Origin of the sequence: Rhizobium sp. ERR 1071, assembly GCF_007828675.1 — a bacterium.
Classification (GTDB): Bacteria; Pseudomonadota; Alphaproteobacteria; order Rhizobiales; family Rhizobiaceae; genus Rhizobium; species Rhizobium dioscoreae.
This window is the reverse complement of the sequence record NZ_VITM01000009.1, coordinates 1-20,528: the sequence shown is the minus strand read 5'-3', so window position 1 is coordinate 20,528 and position 20,528 is coordinate 1. Positions and strand designations below refer to the sequence as shown.

Sequence of the window (20,528 nt, the reverse complement as noted above, 5' to 3'; positions counted from 1 at the left end):
GCCTCGATGATGGGCTCGAAATTTCCGCCGCCTCAATCCGGCTCGCGCAGCCGGTAGCCGACACCTGTCTCGGTGGTGATATAGTGCGGCTGATCGGGAATCTCTTCGATCTTCTGCCGAAGCTGGCGCACATAAACGCGCAGATACTGCACATCGGCCGCCGGCCCCCAGATCTGCTTCAGCAGGAATTGGTGCGTCAGCACCTTGCCGGCATGCTGGGCGAGCACGCGCAGGATGTCGTATTCCTTCGGCGACAGCTTGATCTCCTTGCCATCGACCTTGACGATACGCTTGACGAGATCGATGGAAAGACCGCCGGTCTGGAAAATCGCCTTCTCGCCCTGCTGCTGCAGGCGATGGCGCAGCGCCACACGGATGCGGGCAGCAAGCTCGTTAACGCCGAAAGGCTTGGTGACATAATCGTCGGCGCCACTTTCGAGCGCCTTGACGATGCCGGCTTCATCGGTCCGGCTTGACAGGATGACCACCGGGATCTGCACCCCATCCTCGCGCCAACCGAGCAACAGATCCTGGCCTGATTTATCCGGCAGACCGAGATCAAGCACGATCAGATCGGGCTGGTCTTCATCGATCGACGCCTGGGCTGACGCGGCGCTCTGTGCCTCATTGACGACGTAGCCCTGGGCACCGAGGCCCACGCGCAGCAATTTGCGGATCGGCGGCTCGTCATCGACAACGAGAATCTTGACGGCAGTGGTGTTCATTTCAGTTCATCCAGCTTCGGGACATCTGTTGGTTTCGGCAGGCGGATGGTGAAAACTGCCCCCTGCCGATCCGTTCTGTTGCCGGCGGCGATCGTGCCGCCCATCGCCTCGATGAAACCGCGGCAGATGGACAAGCCAAGCCCGGTTCCGGCGCGCACCTGATCGCCCTTGCGTACCCGATAGAAGGTATCGAAGACGCGTTCGAGGTCGGCGGGCGGAATGCCCGGTCCCTCGTCCATCACGCGGAAGACGATATTGTCTATATCGGCCCAGGCCTCCAGGCGAATGGCCGATCCTTCCGGCGCATATTTGGCGGCGTTGTCGAGCAGATTGAACAGCACCTGCTCGAACAGGACCGGATCGACTTTCACCATCGGCAGATCGACCGGCATCTGCACGTCGACGCGGTGATGTGCCAGGATTTTTTCCGCCCGCCGCAGCGCACTGCCGACGATATCGCCGCCATAATGCAGGGCATAATTCGGCTCCATCGCGCCGGACTCGATCTTGGTCATGTCAAGCAGATTGGCGATGAAGCGGTTGAGGCGTTCGGATTCGTCGATGACGGTCGACAGAAGATCGACGCGATCTTCGTGTGGCAAGGTTTCCAGATAGTCGCGTAGGGTGCCCGCCGCCCCAAGGATGGCAGCGAGCGGCGTCTTCAAATCATGCGAAATCGAGGTCAACAGAGCCGACCGCAGCCGGTCGGCCTCCACCGCCAGCTTTGCGCGGTCGACATCGGCTACCAGCTGCACGCGCTCGATGGCAAGAGCTGCCTGATCGGCGAGAGCATCGAGCAGCCGCTGTTGCTCCGGCGTCAGAAGCGGGCCGTCGCGGCGGTCGCTATCGAGGCCGATGACGCCGACGGCGGTTCGACCTGTACGGAGCGGAACGTAAAGGCGCTTGGCGCCCGGTAGCGTATCTGCACCACGGCCGGCGGCATGATTATGCTCCCAGGCCCACCGCGCCGCCGCGATATCGGCGTCGTCGAGCGTGTCGTCAGGCGGATAGCCGGCCTTGACGGCGATCGTGCCATGTTCGGGAAGAAGCAGCACTACCCGCAGTTTCAGCATCGACGCCAGCTGGAAAGCGGTTGCCCATAGAACGTCGTCCAGCGTGCCTGTGCCGGCGAGCTTCTTGGAGAAGAGATAGAGATCTTCCGTCGTTCGCGCCCGTTGCCGCGCCGCCGCCGCCTGGCGCTGCACCGTCGCCGTCAGGTTACTCGCAATGACCGCGACACCAAGGAAGAAGAAAAAGGCAAGCACGCTTTCGGGATCGCTGATCGTCAGCGTATAGCGCGGCGGCAGGAAGAAGAAGTTGAAGGCAAGAGCACCGAGAAAGCAGGAATAAAGTGCCGGACGCAGACCCTGGGTCACGGCGCTTACCAGCACCGCCATCAGGAAGACGAGCGCCAGATTGCGGACATCCAGCACCTGATCGAGGATGACGCAGAAGCCCAGCGCGATGGCAACATAGAGCGTTGCCAGAACATAGCCGCGGAGTTGGAAAGGCGGCGATGAGGGCGCCACTTTGACGCCACGCCTTGCAGCCTCGCCATCCGCTTCGCTGCCGGAAATGACATGGACGCTGATGTCCCCGGCCTTGCGAATGAGATCATAAGAAACTGAGCGGCGAGACCAATCACGCCAGGAACCGATTTTCGGTGAACCGATGACGATGTGCGTCACGTTGTTGCTGGCAGAATGGCGCAGCAGCTCCTCCGCCACCTCCCGCCCCGGAAGTGTGATTGCTTCACCACCAAGCTGCTCAGCGAGCCGCAGCGTTGCGGCGATCGTGTCGCGCTGCGCCTCGCTCAAACTGATCGAGCGGTTGGTCTCGACATAGACGGCTGCCCAGGGCGCCCGCAAGCGCGCGGCCATGCGCGCGGCATAGCGCACAAGCGCGGCCGAGCGCGGGTGGTGATCGATGGAAACGAGCACGCGCTCGCCGGCAGCCCAAGGTCCCTGGATCGCATGCGCCTGCATATGGGTTAGCAGCTGGTCGTCGACGCGCTGGGCGGTGCGACGCAGCGCGAGCTCCCGCAAGGCCGTCAGGTTGCCTGGCGTGAAATAGTTGGTCAGCGCGCGCTCGGCCGTTTTCGACACGTAGACTTTGCCGTCATGCAGCCGCTTGATGAGATCATCAGGAGTCAGATCGATGATCTCGACATCATCGGCCATGTCGATGATCGAATCCGGCACCGTCTCACGCACACGGATGCGGGTAATCTGCGAAACGACGTCATTCAGGCTTTCGACATGCTGGATATTCAACGTCGTGTAGACGTCGATGCCGCGTTCAAGCAACTCCTTGACATCGAGGTAGCGCTTGGGATGCCGGCTGCCATGCGCATTGGTATGGGCGAGTTCGTCGACCAGCACCAGGTCGGGGCGGCGTTTCAGGATGGCATCGAGATCCATCTCCTCGAGCGCCCTGCCCTTATAGTCGACATTGATGCGCGGAACGATCTCGAACCCTTCGAGCAGGGCCTGTGTCTCACGGCGGCCATGGGTCTCGACGACACCGACCACGACATCAACGCCATCAGCGATCTTCGCCCTGCCCGACATCAGCATCTCATAGGTCTTGCCGACGCCGGGTGCCGCCCCCAGGAATATCTTCAACCGACCGCGCGTCTCGGCCCGCGCCTTTTCGAGAAGCGCATCGGGAGAAGGCCTGCTCAACATATCGCGGCTGTCGTCTGCCATTCGCTGGTTGTCTTTCCTGATAAGGTTGAGACGACACGAACCGTCTCAACCCCTTCAACTTATTGAGTCATAGAAGCATCGAGCGCCCGGTTCAATGCCAGCACATTGACCACAGGTTCCCCGAGAACGCCGAGCTCTCGCGGCTCTATGGCTGCCTCGACGAGCGACTTGACCTTGGCCTCATCCATGCCGCGGGCCTTGGCGACGCGCGGCACCTGGAAATAGGCGGCTTCGGGCGAGATGTCCGGGTCGAGACCGCTGCCCGAAGTGGTGGCCAGATCGATCGGAACCGGCGTATTCGGGTTCTGCGCCTGCAATGTCGCGGCATCCCCCTTGATACGCGTGATCAGGCTCGAATTGGTCGGGCCAAGATTGGAACCACCGGAATTGGCGGCATTATAGGGTACGGAAACCGATTTGGTCGGATCGTTTGGGTCGGCGCCGGTCGTGGCTGACGGACGCCCGTGGAAATACTTATCCGCCGTGAAATTCTGGCCGATAAGACTGGAGCCGATCACCTTGCCATCCTTCTCCACCAGGCTGCCATTGGCCTGGTGGGGGAAGAGCGCCTGGGCGACACCGGTCATGGCAAGCGGATAGGCAAGGCCGGTCAGGACGGTCGTGGCGACGATCATGACGATCGCTGGTCTGATTTGTTTCAACACGAGAGAAACTCCTTAGGCGAGGCCGATGGCGGTGATCGCCATATCGATGGCCTTGATGCCGATGAAGGGAACGATGATGCCGCCGAGGCCGTAGATCAGCAGGTTGCGGCTGAGCAGCGCACCGGCGCCGATCGGGCGATAGCGGACACCCTTCAGCGACAGCGGGATCAGTGCGACGATGATGAGCGCGTTGAAGATGATGGCCGAGAGAATGGCGCTTTGCGGCGTTGCCAGTCCCATGACGTTCAGCATTTTCAGCTGCGGGTAGAAGGCGATGAACATGGCCGGGATGATGGCGAAATACTTGGCGATATCGTTGGCGATGGAGAAGGTCGTCAGCGCACCGCGCGTCATCAGCAGCTGCTTGCCGATCTCGACGATCTCGATCAGCTTCGTCGGGTCGCTGTCGAGGTCGACCATGTTGCCGGCTTCGCGAGCGGCCACCGTACCGGTGTTCATGGCAACGCCGACATCGGCCTGGGCGAGTGCCGGCGCATCGTTCGTGCCGTCGCCGCACATGGCGACCAGCTTGCCCTGTGCCTGCTCCTGACGCATCAGCGCCAGCTTCATCTCAGGCGTCGCCTGTGCGAGGAAGTCGTCGACGCCGGCTTCGGCGGCAATGGCGGCAGCCGTCAGCGGATTGTCGCCCGTGATCATCACGGTGCGGATGCCCATGCGGCGCAGCTCCGCAAAACGCTCACGGATGCCGCCCTTGACGATATCCTTGAGATGGATGACGCCGAGCAGACGGCCGTCACGAGCAACGGCAAGCGGCGTACCACCAGCTTTGGCGATCTCGTCGGCGATCACCTGCAGCTCACGCAGCGTTTCACTGGTCGTGCGGGACATAACGGCAGTACCTTCGTGACTGCCGTTAGCAGCACCTTCGACATAGGCGACGACGGCATCGACGGCACCCTTGCGGATCGAGGAGCCATCGAGATCAACGCCGCTCATACGGGTCTGGGCGGTAAAGGGAACGAAGGTCGCCTTCAGGCTCGTCATGTCGCGGCCACGGATCGCATATTTTTCCTTGGCAAGCACCACGATCGAGCGTCCCTCCGGCGTCTCGTCGGCAAGGGAGGCAAGCTGTGCGGCATCGGCGAGGTCTTGCTCGCTGATACCACGGACGGGGCGGAAGGCGGTCGCCTGACGGTTGCCGAGGGTGATCGTGCCAGTCTTGTCGAGAAGCAGCGTATCGACGTCGCCGGCGGCTTCGACGGCGCGACCGGACATGGCAAGCACGTTGAAACGCACCAGGCGGTCCATGCCGGCAATGCCGATCGCCGAAAGCAATGCGCCGATGGTGGTCGGGATCAGCGTCACGAAGAGCGCAACGAGCACGACCGTCTGGATCGAGCCGCCAGCATAGGCGGCGAAGCTCGGGATGGTGACGGTCGCGAGCACGAAGATCAGCGTCATGCCGGCCAGCAGGATGTTGAGCGCGATTTCGTTGGGCGTCTTCTGTCGTTCGGCACCTTCGACCAGCGCGATCATCCGGTCGATGAAGGTCGAGCCCGCAGCAGCGGTGATGCGCACGCGTATCTCATCCGACAGAACCTGCGTACCGCCAGTCACAGCCGAGCGGTCGCCGCCCGATTCACGGATGACCGGCGCGGATTCGCCGGTGATCGCGGCTTCGTTGACGGAGGCGACGCCTTCGATGACCTCACCGTCCGAAGGGATGATATCGCCCGCTTCGACCAGAACGACATCGCCAACCTTGAGGCTGGTGCCGGGCACCATCTTGTAATCAGTGCGGCTGTTGCCGACGAGCAGCTTCGCCTGAGTTTCGGTGCGCGACTTGCGCAGCGAATCCGCCTGCGCCTTGCCGCGGCCTTCGGCAACAGCTTCGGCGAAATTGGCGAACAGCACCGTGAACCAGAGCCAGATATTGATCTGCAGCGAGAAGGCGAGATTGCCACCGCCGGTAACGAGGTCGCGCAGGAAGAGGACGGTCGTCAGCATCGAAACGACGGCGACCACGAACATGACGGGGTTCTTGGCGAGGGTACGCGGGTTCAGTTTCTTGAACGAAGCGCCGATCGCCGGAACGAGGATGCGAGAATCCAGAATACTCGCTGATTTTAACTGGCTCATAAGAGGCTCCAGCGTGAAGAGGAAAACGTCAGATCGGAACGCCGCCGATCAGCCGATTAGAAATCCGAAGACGACAAGGCCGAGAAACAGGGCAACCATCGCCAGCAAAATGGCGTCGGACGCGCAGGTCATTCCGGCCGGGCCACGCCCCCTGTCGAAGGGGCGTGGATCGATGACTTTTCTAAGCTTGCCTAGAAGCGGTTGGCTCATGGCCGTCATTCCTTAGAAGGTCTGGCCTGCAATCATCGACAAATGTTCGACGATCGGTCCGAGCGCCAGCGCTGGGAAGAAGGTCAAACCGCCGACGATCAGGATCGTACCAACAAGCAGGCCCACGAAGAGCGGACCATCCGTTGGGAAGGTGCCGGCCGAGGCAGGAACCGTCTTCTTGCTGATCAGGGAACCGGCAATCGCAAGGGCCGGAACGATGACCAGGAAACGGCCGATCAGCATGACGATACCGAGCGTGATATTATACCAGGAGGTATTGCCCGTCAGGCCGCCGAAGGCCGAGCCGTTGTTTGCCGCTGCCGAGCTATAGGCATAAAGGATTTCCGAGAAGCCGTGCGGACCGGCATTGGCGATCGAGGCAACGGCAGAGGGCAATACAACGGAGATCGACGTGAAGATCAGCATGCCGAAGGGCAGGCAAAGCACGGCAAGCATTGCCATCTTCACTTCCTTGGCCTCGATCTTCTTGCCGAGATATTCCGGCGTGCGCCCGACCATCAGGCCCGCAACGAAGATGGCGATGACGACGAACATCAGGATGCCGTAGAAGCCGGCGCCGACGCCGCCGACGATGACTTCGCCAAGCTGCAGGTTGATGAGCGGGATCAGGCCGCCGATCGCCGTGAAGCTGTCGAGCATGCCATTAACCGCGCCGCAGGATGCGGCGGTGGTAATGACCGCGAAGAGCGAGGAGGCAGCAATCCCGAAGCGGACCTCCTTGCCTTCCATATTGCCACCCTGGATGCCGAGTGCATGAATAAGCGGATTGCCTGCCGCTTCAGCCCAATAGGTGACGATCACGCCGGCGATGAACAGCGTGCCCATCGCAGCCAGGATCGCCCAGCCCTGACGCTGGCTGCCGACCATACGACCGAAGACATTGGTCAGCGCCGCGCCGATGGCGAAGATCGCCAGCATCTGCAGGAGGTTGGAGATGGCGTCGGGGTTTTCGAACGGATGCGCCGAGTTGGCATTGAAGAAGCCGCCGCCATTCGTGCCGAGCATCTTGATGGCAAGCTGCGAGGCAACGGGACCGACGGCGATCGTCTGCTGCGCGCCTTCGAGCGTCGTGGCATTGACATAGGGGCCGAGCGTCTGCGGCACACCGAGATAGACGAAAGCAATCGTCAGCACGATGCAGATCGGCAAGAGGACGTAGAGCGTCGCACGGACCATATCGACCCAGAAGTTGCCGATCGCCTTGCCCGAGGCACGTGCGAAAGCACGGATTAGCGCAATGGCAATGGCAATGCCGGTTGCCGCAGACACGAAGTTCTGCACCGTCAGGCCGGCCATCTGCACGAGGTAAGACATCGTGCTCTCGCCGCCGTAATTCTGCCAATTGGTATTGGTGACGAAGCTCGTTGCCGTGTTGAAGGACAGTTCCGGGCCGACTGCGGTCATGCCGGCCGGATTATACGGCAGGCTGCCTTGCAGTCGCTGCAGGGCGTAAAGAACGAGGAAACCCGCGAGGCTGAACAGCAGCATGGAGACAGAATAGGTCGTCCAGTGCTGCTCTTCGCGTTCATCCGTGCCGGCCAAACGATAAAGCCCCCGTTCCACAGGACGGAGGACGAAAGAGAGGAAGGTGCGCTCGCCGGTAAAGACACGCGTCATGTAACCGCCGAGCGGTTTGACGAGCAGGAGAAGGATCCCGATATAAATGAGGATCTGAAGCCATCCGTTGAAGGTCATGGAGGTAACTTTCCCTATCCAGCGCTGTCAGAAGCGCTCGGGGCGAATGAGAGCATAGACCAGGTAGACGGTGAGAAAGATCGTCACGCCGCCACCGAGAATGTAATCGAGAAGCATTGCCGTCTCTCCGACTAGAGGCTGTCGCAGGCCTTGGTATAAGCGACACAGAGGAGGAAGAATAAAACGCCGATCCCGACAAGAATAATGTCCATCATTGATCGCGATTCCTTGATTGTTATTGTTGAATGCAGAAATGATGGAGAGCGCCCTTGCTCAGAGCGCCTCTTTTTCCTGCCGACCTGGAAGATCACTTAGGGAGCATCTTCCAGACGTAATATGCGACCGAACCGCATTAAGGTTCGAGACGGCGGAAAAGCGGAAGATATAAAAATCTTATAAATGCCGGGGCGGATGATGACGGTCTAAAACTATGTTCATACGCGAAGCGGATGCCTGCCTGCATTGCCGAACTCGCTCGAAGAAGGAGGCATATTCCGCGGGCGTGGGGCCGCTATTTTATTGAATTTCCTGAACGATCCGCACAGGACATTTAAGATGCTTCATCGATCTCAATCACCTTCCATGATTGCATCATTCCATATGCAAAAAATCTAATATAGAAAGATTTGGCATAGCCAGATATTAAGACCGCATGGATGGCGCTTGATGCGGCATTCTGGCGGTGATTAAGTCCGAGGGCGAGTTGGCCTGCACTCCGACAGTCTTGCTCCCGACCATTCGACCGCAAGCCAAAGAAATGCGCGCAAGTGACGACCAGCATCAGACATATCGCCAAACTTGCGGGAACGTCCGTCTCGTCGGTCTCGCGCGTGCTGAACAACAGTGGCTATGCCTCTCCGGAACTCCGAGAGCGCGTGGAAGCAGCCATTCGCACGCTCAATTACACGCCAAGCAAGGGCGCGAGGATGCTTCGCGGCGCGCCGAGCCGCATGATCGGCCTTATGCTGCCTTCCATCGACGTACCCTTCTTTGGCATCCTTGCCCACGCCATCGAGCAGGAATTGTTCCGGCGCGGCTATCAGACGTTGATCTGCAGCACCGCCGAAAACATGGATCACGAGGCGCGCTATATTTCCATGCTGCTGTCTCAGCGCGTCGACGGCGTCATCGTTGCAAGCGCCTTCGGCAGCACGGAGCATTTCGAGGCGTTGCGTGAGGCCCATATCCCGATCGTCGCCATCGACCGCGAGCTTCCCGGAATAGCCGGCGAGGCCGTCATGGCCGATCACGAGGAGGGCGGGCGATTGATGGCCCGTCACCTGATCGAACTCGGTCATCGCGCAATCGGCATTGTCGGCGCTCCCGCCCATAGCCAGCCTGTCCAGCTTCGCCTTCTCGGTATCACGGCTGAAATGGCTGGAAACGGCATGGCTCCCGCCGCAATAGCCATGGCCGAGGAGCACAGCTTCGCGGCGACCTATCCACTCGCAAGGGAGTTGCTGGCATCTCGGCCCGAACTGACTGCTATCATCGGCACGACGGATATTTCGGCGATTGCCGCAATCCACGCCGTTCAAGATCACGGCTTTTCCGTGCCTCGCGACTATTCGGTGATCGGTTTCGACGATTTGCCGGAGGCGGCCTATGTCTTTCCGCGGCTGACGACCATCGCCCAACCGATCCGCGGCGTCGGCGAGCAGGCGGTCCGGCGATTGGAGGCCCTGATCGATGAAGACCAGGTCGATGGCGAGCCGCGTATGGACAGCCTCATCAAAGTGCCTGTCACCTTGATCCGGCGCGACTCCACCGGCCTCGTTCGCACATGAATGCAAGCAGCGCTCAGGGCCGGACGATGACCTTGATTTCGCCAGCCAACGGAGCGCTGCCGACCACGCTTGCAACATCCTCAAGGCCAATCGTCTTCGTAACAAGCGAATCCAGCTCAAGAATCCCGCTTGCCACCATGGCAGCGGCGCGAGCGTGGGTGAATGGATTGAGATAGGCTGGCCTGATCTCGACTTCATTGACGAGCAGATCGAACGGCAGAACGGGCACTTGGAGGCCCGCAGGCGTCACGCCGAACAGCACGAAGGCACCGCCGCGCCGCATCATCCGGACGCCGGTCTGCAGCGTTTCGGGAACGCCGGCGCATTCTATGACGACATCGACGCCCCCGCCGGTCGCATCCCGCACGGCAGCAACAGCGTCGGTCGCCGTCGGATCGAGGGCCTGTGTTGCACCCAGGCGCAAAGCTGCTTCCCGCCGTGACAGCTGCCTCGTGATCAGGATGATCTGGTCAGCGCCTGCGAGGCGCGCCAGTTGGACCATGAGCAAGCCAATGACACCACCGCCCAATATGGCGACGCTGTCGCCCGGACGGATTTGTGCCTTGTCGATGGCATGGATGCAGCAGGCCAGCGGCTCGCAGAAGGCGCCATGAACGGGATCGAGATCCGCCGGCAGTATGAACGCCTGTTCGCAGGGAACTACGACATATTCGGCAAAGCCACCATCGCGCGTCACGCCGATAGCCGTGAGGTTGGCGCAGAGATTTGGCCGCCCGCGCCGACAGGCGGGGCATGTGCCACAAGCGATATTCGGGTCTATGGTTACGAGTTCACCGCCCACGAATGAGGTAACGCCCTCGCCCACCTCCTCGACGAGGCCGCAGAACTCGTGGCCCAAGGTCACGGGGATCGCCGTCGGATATTCGCCCTTGTACATGTGCCGGTCTGACCCGCAGATGCCGGCGGCCAGCACCCGCACGACAATCTCTCCCGGACCGGCGCTCGGTTTCTCGACCATATGCATGGCCATATCGCCGATTGCTTCCAAACGGACTGCCCTCATTCGCCTCCTCCAAGCGTAAAATTTGATTCGCTCGCTATCGCGCCGCTCCCATCGGCACTATAGCACTCAATGATGCGCGTTGCCGCTCCACCGCGGTGCGCTAGACACCGGCGAGCTGCATCTCCTTTATATCCTCCAGAAGTGCCGCCATGTCAGGAATGCCATCCGTCGCGGTTGCCCCCCTCAGGCAACGCGCAGCGGCAGCATGTGCAACGGCGCAGATGCGCTCGACGGGCCAGTCCTCATACAGACCGTAAAGTACAGCGGCGCAGAAAGCATCGCCGGCGCCGACGGTACTGACGATTTCAGCCGGATCGACTGGCCGGGAGCGTGAGACAATTGGCTTCATACCCGGTGCAAACCAGAAACAGATTTCCGGAGCGTGAATGATTGTGCCCTTGGCGACACCTGCCTCCAGCAACCGTTCGCCGACTGTCCGAAGTGCAGTCTCGTTCAACTCCCCTTTCGTGTCCCGCACGGTCACGCCGGTTGCCCGCCCTGCTTCGATTTCGTTGATGACAAGATAATCGCAATAGGGCAGCGCAGCGCCAACCTTTGCCGCGAATTCCGGATCCTCACTGGAGACGAAATCGACGCAAGTGATCAGGCCGGCATTGCGCGCGGCCTCTAGCAGGCGCGATGCTCCGGATCGGCCATCCGCATCGAGCATGTCGAGACCAGGCAGGAGCATTAGATAGCCGAGATAGAACAGCCGGTAACCGGCGTTGGCAAAGGTCGCGGGCGAGAGGAGCGCGTCCGTCACCGCATCATTGGCACCGCCGTGATAGAAGAAAGTGCGGTTCTGCCCCGGCACGTTCATGACATGCGTATGGGCTGTTGCGCGGTCGGGAAGCTCCCGCAGACCGCTTGCATCGATACCGGCGCTCTGAAGCCGCGCCTTGACGATCCCGCCATCGATATCCGCCCCGATACAGCCTGCGGCGGCAAGCTTCCCGGGAAAGCCGAGGGAGGCGAGATCGGTGACGACATTGGCGGCCCCGCCGCCAACGCCCACATCCTGATGCTGAATATAAGCAAGATTACCCTGCTCGGGCCAGTAGGACAGCGTATGGACACGGTCGACGATGAAGTTTCCCGCGCAGACGATACCTCCGTGGTCCTTCTTTTCGCCGTCGCGAACCTCCTCCCCGGTCCGCATCAGCCACCTGCCTCATTCCATAGAGGCCTGAGCGGCGGCTCGTCCTCCTCGATCGCGGCGAAGCGCCCGATCGGTTCCAGAAAGTAATTGTCGCTATTGTCGTCATTGACCTGGCTGACTTCGCCGACAAAGACCGGACCGCCGCCTTTGCGGCCGTAGAAGCGATGATAGAGCCCGGTGGGGATCGTCACGCTCCGGCCAGGAGAAAGAACCAACGGCTCCCATGCCGCAAGTTTTTTCGGCAAGCCGTCGACCGGGACGGTCACATCATCCTGCAGCACATTGCCCTCGGCATCGGTCGCAGCGAATTCAATGACGAGATCGCCGCCGGCCCTGTTAATGATGTCTTCCATCTTCGCCTGGTGACGATGGGTCGGCGTGACCTGCCCTTCCTCAACGAAAAGCAGCTTTTCGGCATAGGTGCGTTCGCCTTCGACACCGACGATGCCGTTGCGCAGGCAGAAGAGCACGAGGCCGCATTCGGCAAAACGGCTCGAGCCGAAATCAGTGACATCCCACCCCAGCTGATGACTACGCAGATAGCGCGCCGCCTCCGGATTTGCAGCGAAGTCCGCCGCGGTCCAATAACCCCACTCTGGCAGCGACCAGCGCCAATGGTCTACGATTTTGCTTGCGCGCCGCAGCGCTTCATTGATTTCCGAGCGCTTCATCGGACGGTCGCTCCTTCGTAATCGACCGGCACGACGATATTTTCACGGCCGGATTTCAGTGCCGCCGTCAGCACTGCGTGATGCGCCTGCGCCTCTTCCGGCGTGGCACAGGTGAAGCCGTTGGCGTTTCCGCCGGCCAATTCATCGACGAAGGCAGCCCACATTTGCTGGATGGCATCGGCGAAGCCGAATTCGAAGATCTTGCCGGTGATAGCCGGGAACAATGAGCCGTATCCGAGGTCCTCGGTACTCCAGACCTGGGCACCGCCGGTATAATCCATCCATTGCCACTGCCGCGGCGCTTTGGTGGTGAAGAAGGCGCTCTTTTTCATGCCGAGGATGCGAATATACCAGGTATTGGCTTCGCCCGGCGCGATGCGCCAGGTCTTCAGCACCATCGGAAAATCCTGATCTTTTGTCTGCACACGGCTGCTGATCGTCGCATTGTCCCAGGTCGTACACGGCACCATGCCGCCCTTGCCGTCCGGGCGCTCGATGATCTTCTTGACCAGTTGCGCGTGCAGGGTCTGCGGACGCCAGCCGAGCCGCAGCGGTACATGCAGCACATGCATGCCGAGATCGCCCATGCAGCCGTATTCGCCATTGATATCGGCCATGCGCTTCCAGTTGATTGGCTTTTGCCTGTCGATGTCGGAAGAATGCAGGAAACCGGCCTCGACTTCGAGGATATCACCCATCTCACCGCTTTCGGCGAGCGCGATGACCTTCTGCGCTCCAGGGAAGAAAGGCATTTCCGACGAGCAGCGAACCAGAAGCTTCGGGTTCTCGGCAAGCACCGCCATGATCTCGCGGTTCTGTGCCGCATCCATGCCGAACGGTTTTTCGCCCAGCAGATGCTTTCCGGCCTTCAGGATATCGACGTAAAACTGTTTATGCAGCACATGCGGCACGGCGCAATAGACCGCGTCAACATCCGGATTGGCGAGCAGCTCCTTATAGTCGCTGGTGAATTGCCGAACCGACGGCGCATTGTCCTTGAACCAGTCGAGCAGCGCCTCATTGGTGTCGCAGACGGCAACGATTTCCGGCCGTGCCCTCGTGTCGGCAAGATGCAGCCAGCGTGCGGCGGCGCTTGCGAATTCACGCCCCATCAGGCCGCAGCCGATGACGCCGAAGCGGAATACCTTCTTCATGTTTCCTCCTCCCGGGATGCGTCAGGCGAGATGCCGCGAGGCGTCTTCGACGGAAGCCTCCTCATGGACGATCGCCATCAGGGCGCGCGTCATGCCGGCCGGATTATCGTGCTGGATGACGTTGCGGCCATAGACGATACCGCGGGCGCCCTGCTCCATCAGCTGTTTCGTACGTGAAAGGATTTCCTGATCCGAGACGCGGCCGCCGCCACGCACCAGTACGGGCAAGCCCTGAGCAATCTCGATGACGCGGTGATATTCCCGCACGTCGTCACAGGGATCGGCCTTGATGATGTCGGCGCCAAGTTCGGCAGCCTGACGTACCAGCGGCAGGATCTTGTCGATCGCCCCATCGACCATGTAGGCACCCTTGGAATTATCCTGCATGACCAGCGGCTCGACCATTAGGGGCATACCGTAAATCTCACATTCGCGCTTCAGGCTGTTCACGTTGCGCACGCAGGCGCGATAAACTTCCGGCTGGTCCGGCAGCATCAAAAGATTGACGACCACACAGGCGGCGTCGAGTGCGACGGCCTGCTCCACGCCTCGGTCGATCATTTCGGAAAACAGCGCCGATGGCAGCGGATTGCCGTAGATATTGGCGATATCGGTCCGCAGCACCAAAGCCGGACGACTTTTGCCGGGAATAGCCTGCAGAATGGGTGCAGTGCCCGGCGGAAGCTGGATGGCATCGGGCGCGGCATCGGCAATGACCTTGATCGCCGTTCGCATATCCTCGATGCCGGCGAGAAAGGTCCGTTCATTGAACATGCCATGGTCTATGGCGACGTCGAAACAATTTCCAGACACGCCGAACAGGCGGTTGAACCGCGCGGATTTCATCTATTTCCTCCCGATGTGGTAACGTTTCCACATCGGCACATTAGAGGACAGATTTGGCGAGTCAAGGCGGATGCAGCGTCGTCTTCGACAGCCGCTTGACGTCTTCAAGTTTAAAGGATGAGAACAATCAGTTTATGGACATGGCCAGCCGCCCGCGATCCCTCGCGAGGCGGGGCTCTGCGGAAACTGCGCAGATCAGTGCAGCTCCGTTCCCTGGATCGCTGAAAGCGTCCAGTCCGAACCCGGCTTGCGCACGAAGGTCCAGAGTTCCGTCGTTTCCGAAGGGTTACGATCGTCGCCGTCGACGAGTTTCCCGGTCGCGCGATCGACCATCGCGTCGATGCTCGAATAGCGCATGGCAAGCGTCGCATATTCGGCATTGTCCTCGCGCCACGCTTCGGCGATATCGCCTTGCAGCAGCCGGACGTCGGAAACGCTGTTGCGCACGCCGCTGGTCGCGTTTTCCCCAAGTTCTTCGGCGAGGTAGGACATCGCCTCCGGCGTGGTCAGCCGGCGCAGCGTGGCATAGTCTTCCTTACCATAGGCCGACTGGATTTCTGTCAGAAGGTGCTCGAAGCGATCGAGATCGGCCTGCTGCAACCCGATCTCGTCATTGGCTTGGCGCGCCTTCGGCGCGGCCGCCGCTCCACCGCCGATAGACGGGATGGAGAAGGAAGGGCGCGGGGAAACACCTGCGTTGTTCATCGGATTCATATTGTAGGACGTGCCCGATCCCGGTGCTGCATATTGTGTCCGCTGGCGGTTTGCGAAGAAACGCATGGCAAAACTGATCAGCAGCACGATCAGACCGATCTGCAGTAGCATGCCGAGGAAGCCGATGCCGCCGCCGAAACCGTGACCGAGCATCATGCCCAGAAGACCGCCGGCAATCAGGCCCGCGATCATCGACCCACCGAAGCCGCCGAAAAGACCTGGACGCTGCGGCGCGCCGAGCGGCGGCTGCGTCGTCGTTTGTTGCTGCGGCCGCTGCGTCATCGACCGGTCGATCGGGGCAGCCTGCGTAGGCGCCGTCCGTGTTATGGCCGGGGTATCAAAGGTGCGCGTTCCGCGGCTTCCGAAGCCGCTGGATCCAGCTCGGCGTGCATCGGCAGCGTCAAAGGTCGCTAAAGACGACGCGGCGGCAAGGACGACGATGGCTGCGATCTTGGCGAAACGCGGTACTGCACTGAACATTGGCTCTCCTGTCATAGGGCAGAAAGACTAACCCGCCCCTATATGGGGATGCCTGTTCGTGATTGTAAGGCTGCGATTTTAAGTTGGTGCAAGTTTCAGATTTCAATCCAGAGCAAGCCAGCCGCGCGAGCATGCGGATGACTGGCCACACCCTTCGAAGACGATCCTAATCTTCATCCGCTCCTTCGATCAAACCGTCATAGACTTCCATCATCGCATTGGTGATGGCCTGGCCAAGTGCGTTACCGGCCGCGCGGACATCATCCTCCGTGCCGTCCCGTGCGGCTCTTGCCAATTCAAAGCCCTCATCACTGATGATCTGCTTTGCGACCTCGATGGCCCAAAGCCCGAAATCACCGCGGTTGTCTATCTTGATCTCGTGTTCCATTGTCCGTTCCATCTATTGATCACAGCCAAGCCTCTATAGACCTGCCGGGCAAAAGGCCAGTTTCAATGACTCCGTTACCGCTCGCATCCGTATGGTGAAGGGGTGCCGGATCTCTGATTCCGGTCCTTCCGCAGATTCGCAGGCGTCTGCGGATAGCGCTGACCGCTCTCCTCTCGGCCGGCCTAACCGAGGCCTTGCCTGGAAAATCGCTTGCGGAAAGCGTTCGAAATGGCCTCGATGCGTCGGAACCTGTGGAAATACGGGCATTCTAAGCCTTTCCGGCCCGGACTCCAGGTGACAATGGACATCGGCAATGGAAATGATTCCACCGTCATCAATGCGGGGGAAGCCTCATGACCACCACCAATGAAATTGCAGACAAGATTGCTGCAGACCACAAGCTTACCAAAGTCCAGAGCAAGGCGATTGTCGAAGCCGTCTTTGCAGCCATTACCGGAGCCGCAACATCCGGCGCCGAAACCTCGATCCCGGGCTTTGGCAAGTTCAAAGTCAAGGATACGCCGGCGCGCGAAGCACGCAATCCGGGAACGGGCGCAACCATCAAGGTTGCAGCATCGAAGAAGCTCGCCTTCACGCCGGCCAAGGCGCTGAAGGATGCGCTCAACAAGTAATCCGGATCGTTAGGATCCCACAGTTCAACGGCCGGCTCTATTTGTTAGAGCCGGCCGTTTGCGTTTTCAAACGAAGGCGACCGCGCTTGCTGATCGCATCGAAGGGCTGGTCAACGCGAATCGAGATAGATCCTCAGCGCCTCAGCCTCATCCGTCTGGATGGCAGAGACGCCGGCATCGACAAGTCTGCCCCAAATCGCAGCAGGATCCTGCAGGGCGGCAGTATCCGTGAAGCCCGCGCAGGAAACGGAATCGAGGGTATTGACCCACAGGCGCATACCCGCATCCACAAAAAGCGCCTTGCGCGCCGCGAGCTGGTCAAGACTGTCGAAGTAGATTTCACAGAGCAGCGGCTTGAGCTGACGGAGAAGATCAAGCTGGCTCTCGGCATCCACAGAACCGAGGCGTGTTTTCGCCATGAGGAGTACCATCTCCGGCGACACGCTGCTCTGGATCCAGGCGAGATCGTCCGAGGTTTTCAGATCGCTCCAGAAGTCGACCTGCCGATCGACGCCCATCGCCCGGGCGCAGGCGATCACGCCGGGGATCATGTCTCTGCGCTTGACATCGAGATGCAGGAAAATGCGACCGCGCGTGAGATCGAAGACGTCCTTCAGGCTCGGCAGCTTTTCATCGGTCATCCGGTTCGTCTCGCCGCCATCACGATCGCGCAGGTTCAGGTTCGACAATTGCTGCAGCGTCAACCCCTCCGCCTCTCGGGCGAGGCCAGCCGTTCGCTCGAGCGTATCGTCATGCAGAAGAAAGAACTCGCCATCGCTGCTGCATCGCACATCGATCTCGACCACATCGTAGCCGGCTGAAATCGCCCGCTCGATCGCAAGCAGGCTGTTTTCCGGCGCGGCGCGCCAGATCCCACGATGAACGACGATCGCACAATCGCGCGAGGGGTCGGCGATATAGTCGGCATAGTCCATGATAGGCCCTTATCTCGCGGAAATACGCGCAAATCGCCCAGAATCGCACGTCTTCAACGAGGCGTATCATGGGATTTTGACAGATCTGCAAAGCGCGATGCCGATCGCTGCCACCGACATCTTAGAACAGCAATCGCAGCCTAATAGCTGCGATCGGAAACGATGGATAAATTATCCAGGCGGCGGAAGATGCAATCTTAGAAATTCCAGTCTTCATCCTCGGTGGCGACGGCCTTGCCGATGACATAGGACGAGCCGGAGCCTGAGAAAAAGTCGTGGTTCTCATCCGCATTCGGAGATAGTGCCGAGAGGATGGCCGGATTGACCTTGCAGGCTTCGACCGGAAAGAGCGCCTCATAACCAAGATTCATCAGCGCCTTGTTAGCGTTGTAATGCAGGAACTTCTTGACGTCCTCAGTCAGGCCGACGCCATCATAGAGCGCCTCGGTGTACTTGGCTTCGTTGTCATAAAGCTCCAGCAGAAGATCGAAGGCGAAATCCTTGATCTCTTGCCTGCGCTCTTCCGAAAGCCGCTCGAGCCCGCGCTGGAACTTGTAACCGATGTAATAGCCATGCACGGCTTCATCACGGATGATGAGACGGATCATGTCGGCCGTATTGGTAAGCTTGGCGCGGCTCGACCAGAACATCGGCAGATAGAAGCCGGAATAAAACAGGAAGCTTTCAAGGAAGACGCTTGCAACCTTCTTCTTCAAGGGATCGCCGGAGGCATACTGCTCCATGATCAGCGTCGATTTCTTCTGCAGGAACTCGTTCTCCTCCGACCAGCGATAGGCGTCATCGACGTCAGGCGTCAGGCAAAGCGTCGAAAAGATCGACGAATAGGAGCGTGCGTGCACGGCTTCCATGAAGGAGATGTTCGACAGCACCGCTTCTTCATGCGGCGTGGCGGCATCAGCCATCAGCTTGACGGCGCCGACACCATTCTGGATCGTGTCGAGCAGCGTCAGGCCGGTGAAGACGCGGATGGTGAGCTGCTGCTCCTCAGGTTTCAGCGTCGCCCAGGATTGAATATCGTTCGACAAGGGCACCTTTTCCGGCAGCCAGAAATTGCCGGTCAGGCGGTTCCAGACCTCAAGATCCTTGTCGTCCTCGATGCGGTTCCAGTTGATGGCGCGAACCCGGCTTGACGGCTTGAATTGCATGTTCATTTTCATCGTCCCTCAAAGGTTCAGAGCGTGCAGGAAACGCAGCCCTGAACCTGCGTGCCTTCGAGCGCCATCTGGCGAAGCCGGATGTAGTAGATAGTCTTGATGCCCTTCTTCCAGGCATAGATCTGCGCCTTGTTGATATCGCGCGTAGTTGCGGTGTCGCGGAAGAACAGCGTCAGCGACAGGCCCTGGTCGACATGCTGAGTGGCCGCGGCATAGGTATCGATGATCTTTTCCGGCCCGATCTCGTAGGCGTCCTGGTAATAGTCGAGATTGTCGTTCGTCATGAAGGCGGCTGGATAATAGACGCGGCCGATCTTGCCTTCCTTGCGAATCTCGATCTTGGAGACGATCGGGTGGATCGAGGAGGTCGAGTGGTTGATGTAGGAGATCGAGCCGGTCGGCGGCACGGCCTGCAGGTTCTGGTTATAGAGCCCGCCTTCCATGACGGCTTTCTTCAATGCGAGCCAATCTTCCTGCGTTGGGACGGCGATGCTGGCAGTTTCGAAGATTTCTGCGACGCGCTTGGTCGCCGGCTTCCATTCCCGGTTCGTATATTTATCGAAATATTCGCCGGAAGCATATTTCGAATTCTCAAAGCCCTTGAAGCTCTGGCCGCGCTCGACAGCGAGCAGGTTCGAGGCGCGAATGGCGTGGTAGGTCACCGTGTAGAAATAGATGTTGGTGAAGTCGACGCCTTCTTCCGAACCGTAGAAAATGCGCTCGCGGGCGAGATAGCCGTGCAGGTTCATCTGGCCGAGACCGATCGCATGGCTTTCGTCATTACCCTTTTCAATCGAGGGTACGGAGGAGATATGGCTCATGTCGGAGACGGCGGTCAGCGCCCGGATTGACATCTCGATCGTCTTGCCCAAATCCGGGCTGTCCATTGCGGCAGCAATATTCAGAGAACCGAGATTGCAGGAGATGTCCTTGCCCATACGCTTGTAGGAGAGGTCGTCGTTATACTCACTGGCTTCGCTGACCTGCAGAATTTCCGAGCAGAGATTGCTCATAGTGATGCGGCCGGCAACCGGATTGGCGCGGTTCACCGTGTCTTCGAACATGATGTAGGGATAGCCGCTCTCGAACTGGATCTCGGCGATCACCTGGAAAAATTCGCGCGCCTTGATCTTCTTCTTGCGGATGCGGCTGTCGGCGACCATCTCGCGATACTTCTCCGTCACCGAAATCTCGGTAAACGGCACGCCATAGACGCGCTCCACGTCATAGGGTGAAAAGAGGTACATATCCTCGTTGTTCTTCGCGAGCTCGAAGGTAATGTCCGGAATGACCACGCCGAGCGACAGCGTCTTGATGCGGATCTTCTCGTCGGCATTTTCGCGCTTGGTATCGAGGAAGCGCATGATGTCGGGATGGTGAGCGTTCAGGTAGACGGCGCCCGCCCCCTGCCGCGCGCCAAGCTGGTTGGCGTAGGAGAA

The 20,528-nt window shown here is 59.9% G+C and carries 19 protein-coding genes; 2 read left to right on the top strand and 17 right to left on the bottom strand.

The genetic code is table 11. The features are described from left to right. Positions 1-32: 32 nt before the first annotated feature. From FBZ99_RS24935 to kdpF, 7 genes are read right to left on the bottom strand one after another with little or no spacing between them, the layout of a single operon-like run. Entirely contained in the window at positions 33-725 is a 693-nt protein-coding gene (locus FBZ99_RS24935; RefSeq protein ID WP_069609971.1) for a response regulator, read from the bottom strand. After that, on the bottom strand, positions 722-3,433 hold the full coding sequence (locus tag FBZ99_RS24930) for a sensor histidine kinase (RefSeq protein ID WP_113329239.1): 2,712 nt from the start codon (positions 3,431-3,433) through the stop codon (positions 722-724). The genes FBZ99_RS24935 and FBZ99_RS24930 overlap by 4 nt, the downstream gene beginning before the upstream one ends. 59 nt (positions 3,434-3,492) lie before the next feature. Beyond that, on the bottom strand, positions 3,493-4,098 hold the full coding sequence (locus FBZ99_RS24925) for a K(+)-transporting ATPase subunit C (protein ID WP_113350941.1): 606 nt from the start codon (positions 4,096-4,098) through the stop codon (positions 3,493-3,495). A gap of 12 nt (positions 4,099-4,110) precedes the next feature. Continuing rightward, the gene (gene kdpB, locus FBZ99_RS24920) at positions 4,111-6,198 is read right to left on the bottom strand and encodes a potassium-transporting ATPase subunit KdpB (RefSeq protein ID WP_113350940.1); all 2,088 of its coding nucleotides are present in this window, start codon (positions 6,196-6,198) and stop codon (positions 4,111-4,113) included. A 48-nt stretch (positions 6,199-6,246) separates the two neighbouring features. Continuing rightward, a complete protein-coding gene (locus FBZ99_RS33265; protein WP_162746286.1) occupies positions 6,247-6,408 on the bottom strand; it encodes a hypothetical protein in 162 nt (53 codons plus the stop codon). A gap of 12 nt (positions 6,409-6,420) precedes the next feature. Continuing rightward, the gene (gene kdpA, locus FBZ99_RS24915; RefSeq protein WP_113350939.1) at positions 6,421-8,124 is read right to left on the bottom strand and encodes a potassium-transporting ATPase subunit KdpA; all 1,704 of its coding nucleotides are present in this window, start codon (positions 8,122-8,124) and stop codon (positions 6,421-6,423) included. 27 nt (positions 8,125-8,151) lie between these two features. Further along, the gene (gene kdpF, locus FBZ99_RS24910; RefSeq protein ID WP_041678183.1) at positions 8,152-8,241 is read right to left on the bottom strand and encodes a K(+)-transporting ATPase subunit F; all 90 of its coding nucleotides are present in this window, start codon (positions 8,239-8,241) and stop codon (positions 8,152-8,154) included. Positions 8,242-8,891: 650 nt separating this feature from the next. Between kdpF and FBZ99_RS24900 the strand changes: the two genes are divergently transcribed. Continuing rightward, entirely contained in the window at positions 8,892-9,911 is a 1,020-nt protein-coding gene (locus tag FBZ99_RS24900; protein ID WP_113329244.1) for a LacI family DNA-binding transcriptional regulator, read from the top strand. Positions 9,912-9,924: 13 nt separating this feature from the next. Here FBZ99_RS24900 and FBZ99_RS24895 read toward each other — a convergent pair whose 3' ends face one another. From FBZ99_RS24895 to FBZ99_RS24865, 7 genes are all read right to left on the bottom strand, one after another. Further along, positions 9,925-10,935, bottom strand: coding sequence for a zinc-dependent alcohol dehydrogenase family protein (locus tag FBZ99_RS24895; protein ID WP_113350938.1), 1,011 nt, complete (start codon positions 10,933-10,935; stop codon positions 9,925-9,927). A gap of 100 nt (positions 10,936-11,035) precedes the next feature. Next, positions 11,036-12,094: a carbohydrate kinase family protein gene (locus tag FBZ99_RS24890; protein ID WP_113350937.1), complete on the bottom strand. Its 1,059-nt coding sequence runs from the start codon at positions 12,092-12,094 to the stop codon at positions 11,036-11,038. Next, on the bottom strand, positions 12,094-12,765 hold the full coding sequence (locus tag FBZ99_RS24885) for a D-lyxose/D-mannose family sugar isomerase (RefSeq protein WP_113350936.1): 672 nt from the start codon (positions 12,763-12,765) through the stop codon (positions 12,094-12,096). The genes FBZ99_RS24890 and FBZ99_RS24885 overlap by 1 nt, the downstream gene beginning before the upstream one ends. After that, entirely contained in the window at positions 12,762-13,919 is a 1,158-nt protein-coding gene (locus tag FBZ99_RS24880; RefSeq protein WP_145635535.1) for a Gfo/Idh/MocA family protein, read from the bottom strand. The genes FBZ99_RS24885 and FBZ99_RS24880 overlap by 4 nt, the downstream gene beginning before the upstream one ends. 21 nt (positions 13,920-13,940) lie before the next feature. Further along, positions 13,941-14,765, bottom strand: a complete 825-nt coding sequence (locus FBZ99_RS24875) for a class I fructose-bisphosphate aldolase (protein WP_113350934.1) — start codon at positions 14,763-14,765, stop codon at positions 13,941-13,943. Between the two features lie 195 nt (positions 14,766-14,960). Beyond that, entirely contained in the window at positions 14,961-15,959 is a 999-nt protein-coding gene (locus FBZ99_RS24870) for a Tim44 domain-containing protein (protein ID WP_145635533.1), read from the bottom strand. 166 nt (positions 15,960-16,125) lie between these two features. Further along, positions 16,126-16,347 carry a hypothetical protein gene (locus FBZ99_RS24865; protein ID WP_095437446.1) on the bottom strand — a complete coding sequence of 74 codons (222 nt, stop codon included), beginning with the start codon at positions 16,345-16,347 and terminating at the stop codon, positions 16,126-16,128. Positions 16,348-16,700: 353 nt separating this feature from the next. On the opposite strand from FBZ99_RS24865, the gene FBZ99_RS24860 reads away from it, so the two are divergent. Next, a complete protein-coding gene (locus FBZ99_RS24860) occupies positions 16,701-16,979 on the top strand; it encodes an HU family DNA-binding protein (protein ID WP_069609985.1) in 279 nt (92 codons plus the stop codon). A gap of 110 nt (positions 16,980-17,089) precedes the next feature. Here FBZ99_RS24860 and FBZ99_RS24855 read toward each other — a convergent pair whose 3' ends face one another. From FBZ99_RS24855 to nrdE, 3 genes are all read right to left on the bottom strand, one after another. Further along, positions 17,090-17,914, bottom strand: a complete 825-nt coding sequence (locus FBZ99_RS24855) for a glycerophosphodiester phosphodiesterase family protein (RefSeq protein WP_113350932.1) — start codon at positions 17,912-17,914, stop codon at positions 17,090-17,092. A gap of 197 nt (positions 17,915-18,111) precedes the next feature. Beyond that, positions 18,112-19,086, bottom strand: coding sequence for a class 1b ribonucleoside-diphosphate reductase subunit beta (nrdF, locus tag FBZ99_RS24850; RefSeq protein ID WP_113351072.1), 975 nt, complete (start codon positions 19,084-19,086; stop codon positions 18,112-18,114). Positions 19,087-19,106: 20 nt separating this feature from the next. Continuing rightward, positions 19,107-20,528: class 1b ribonucleoside-diphosphate reductase subunit alpha (gene nrdE, locus FBZ99_RS24845; RefSeq protein WP_145635531.1), on the bottom strand; the 1,422-nt coding region annotated here is incomplete at its 5' end.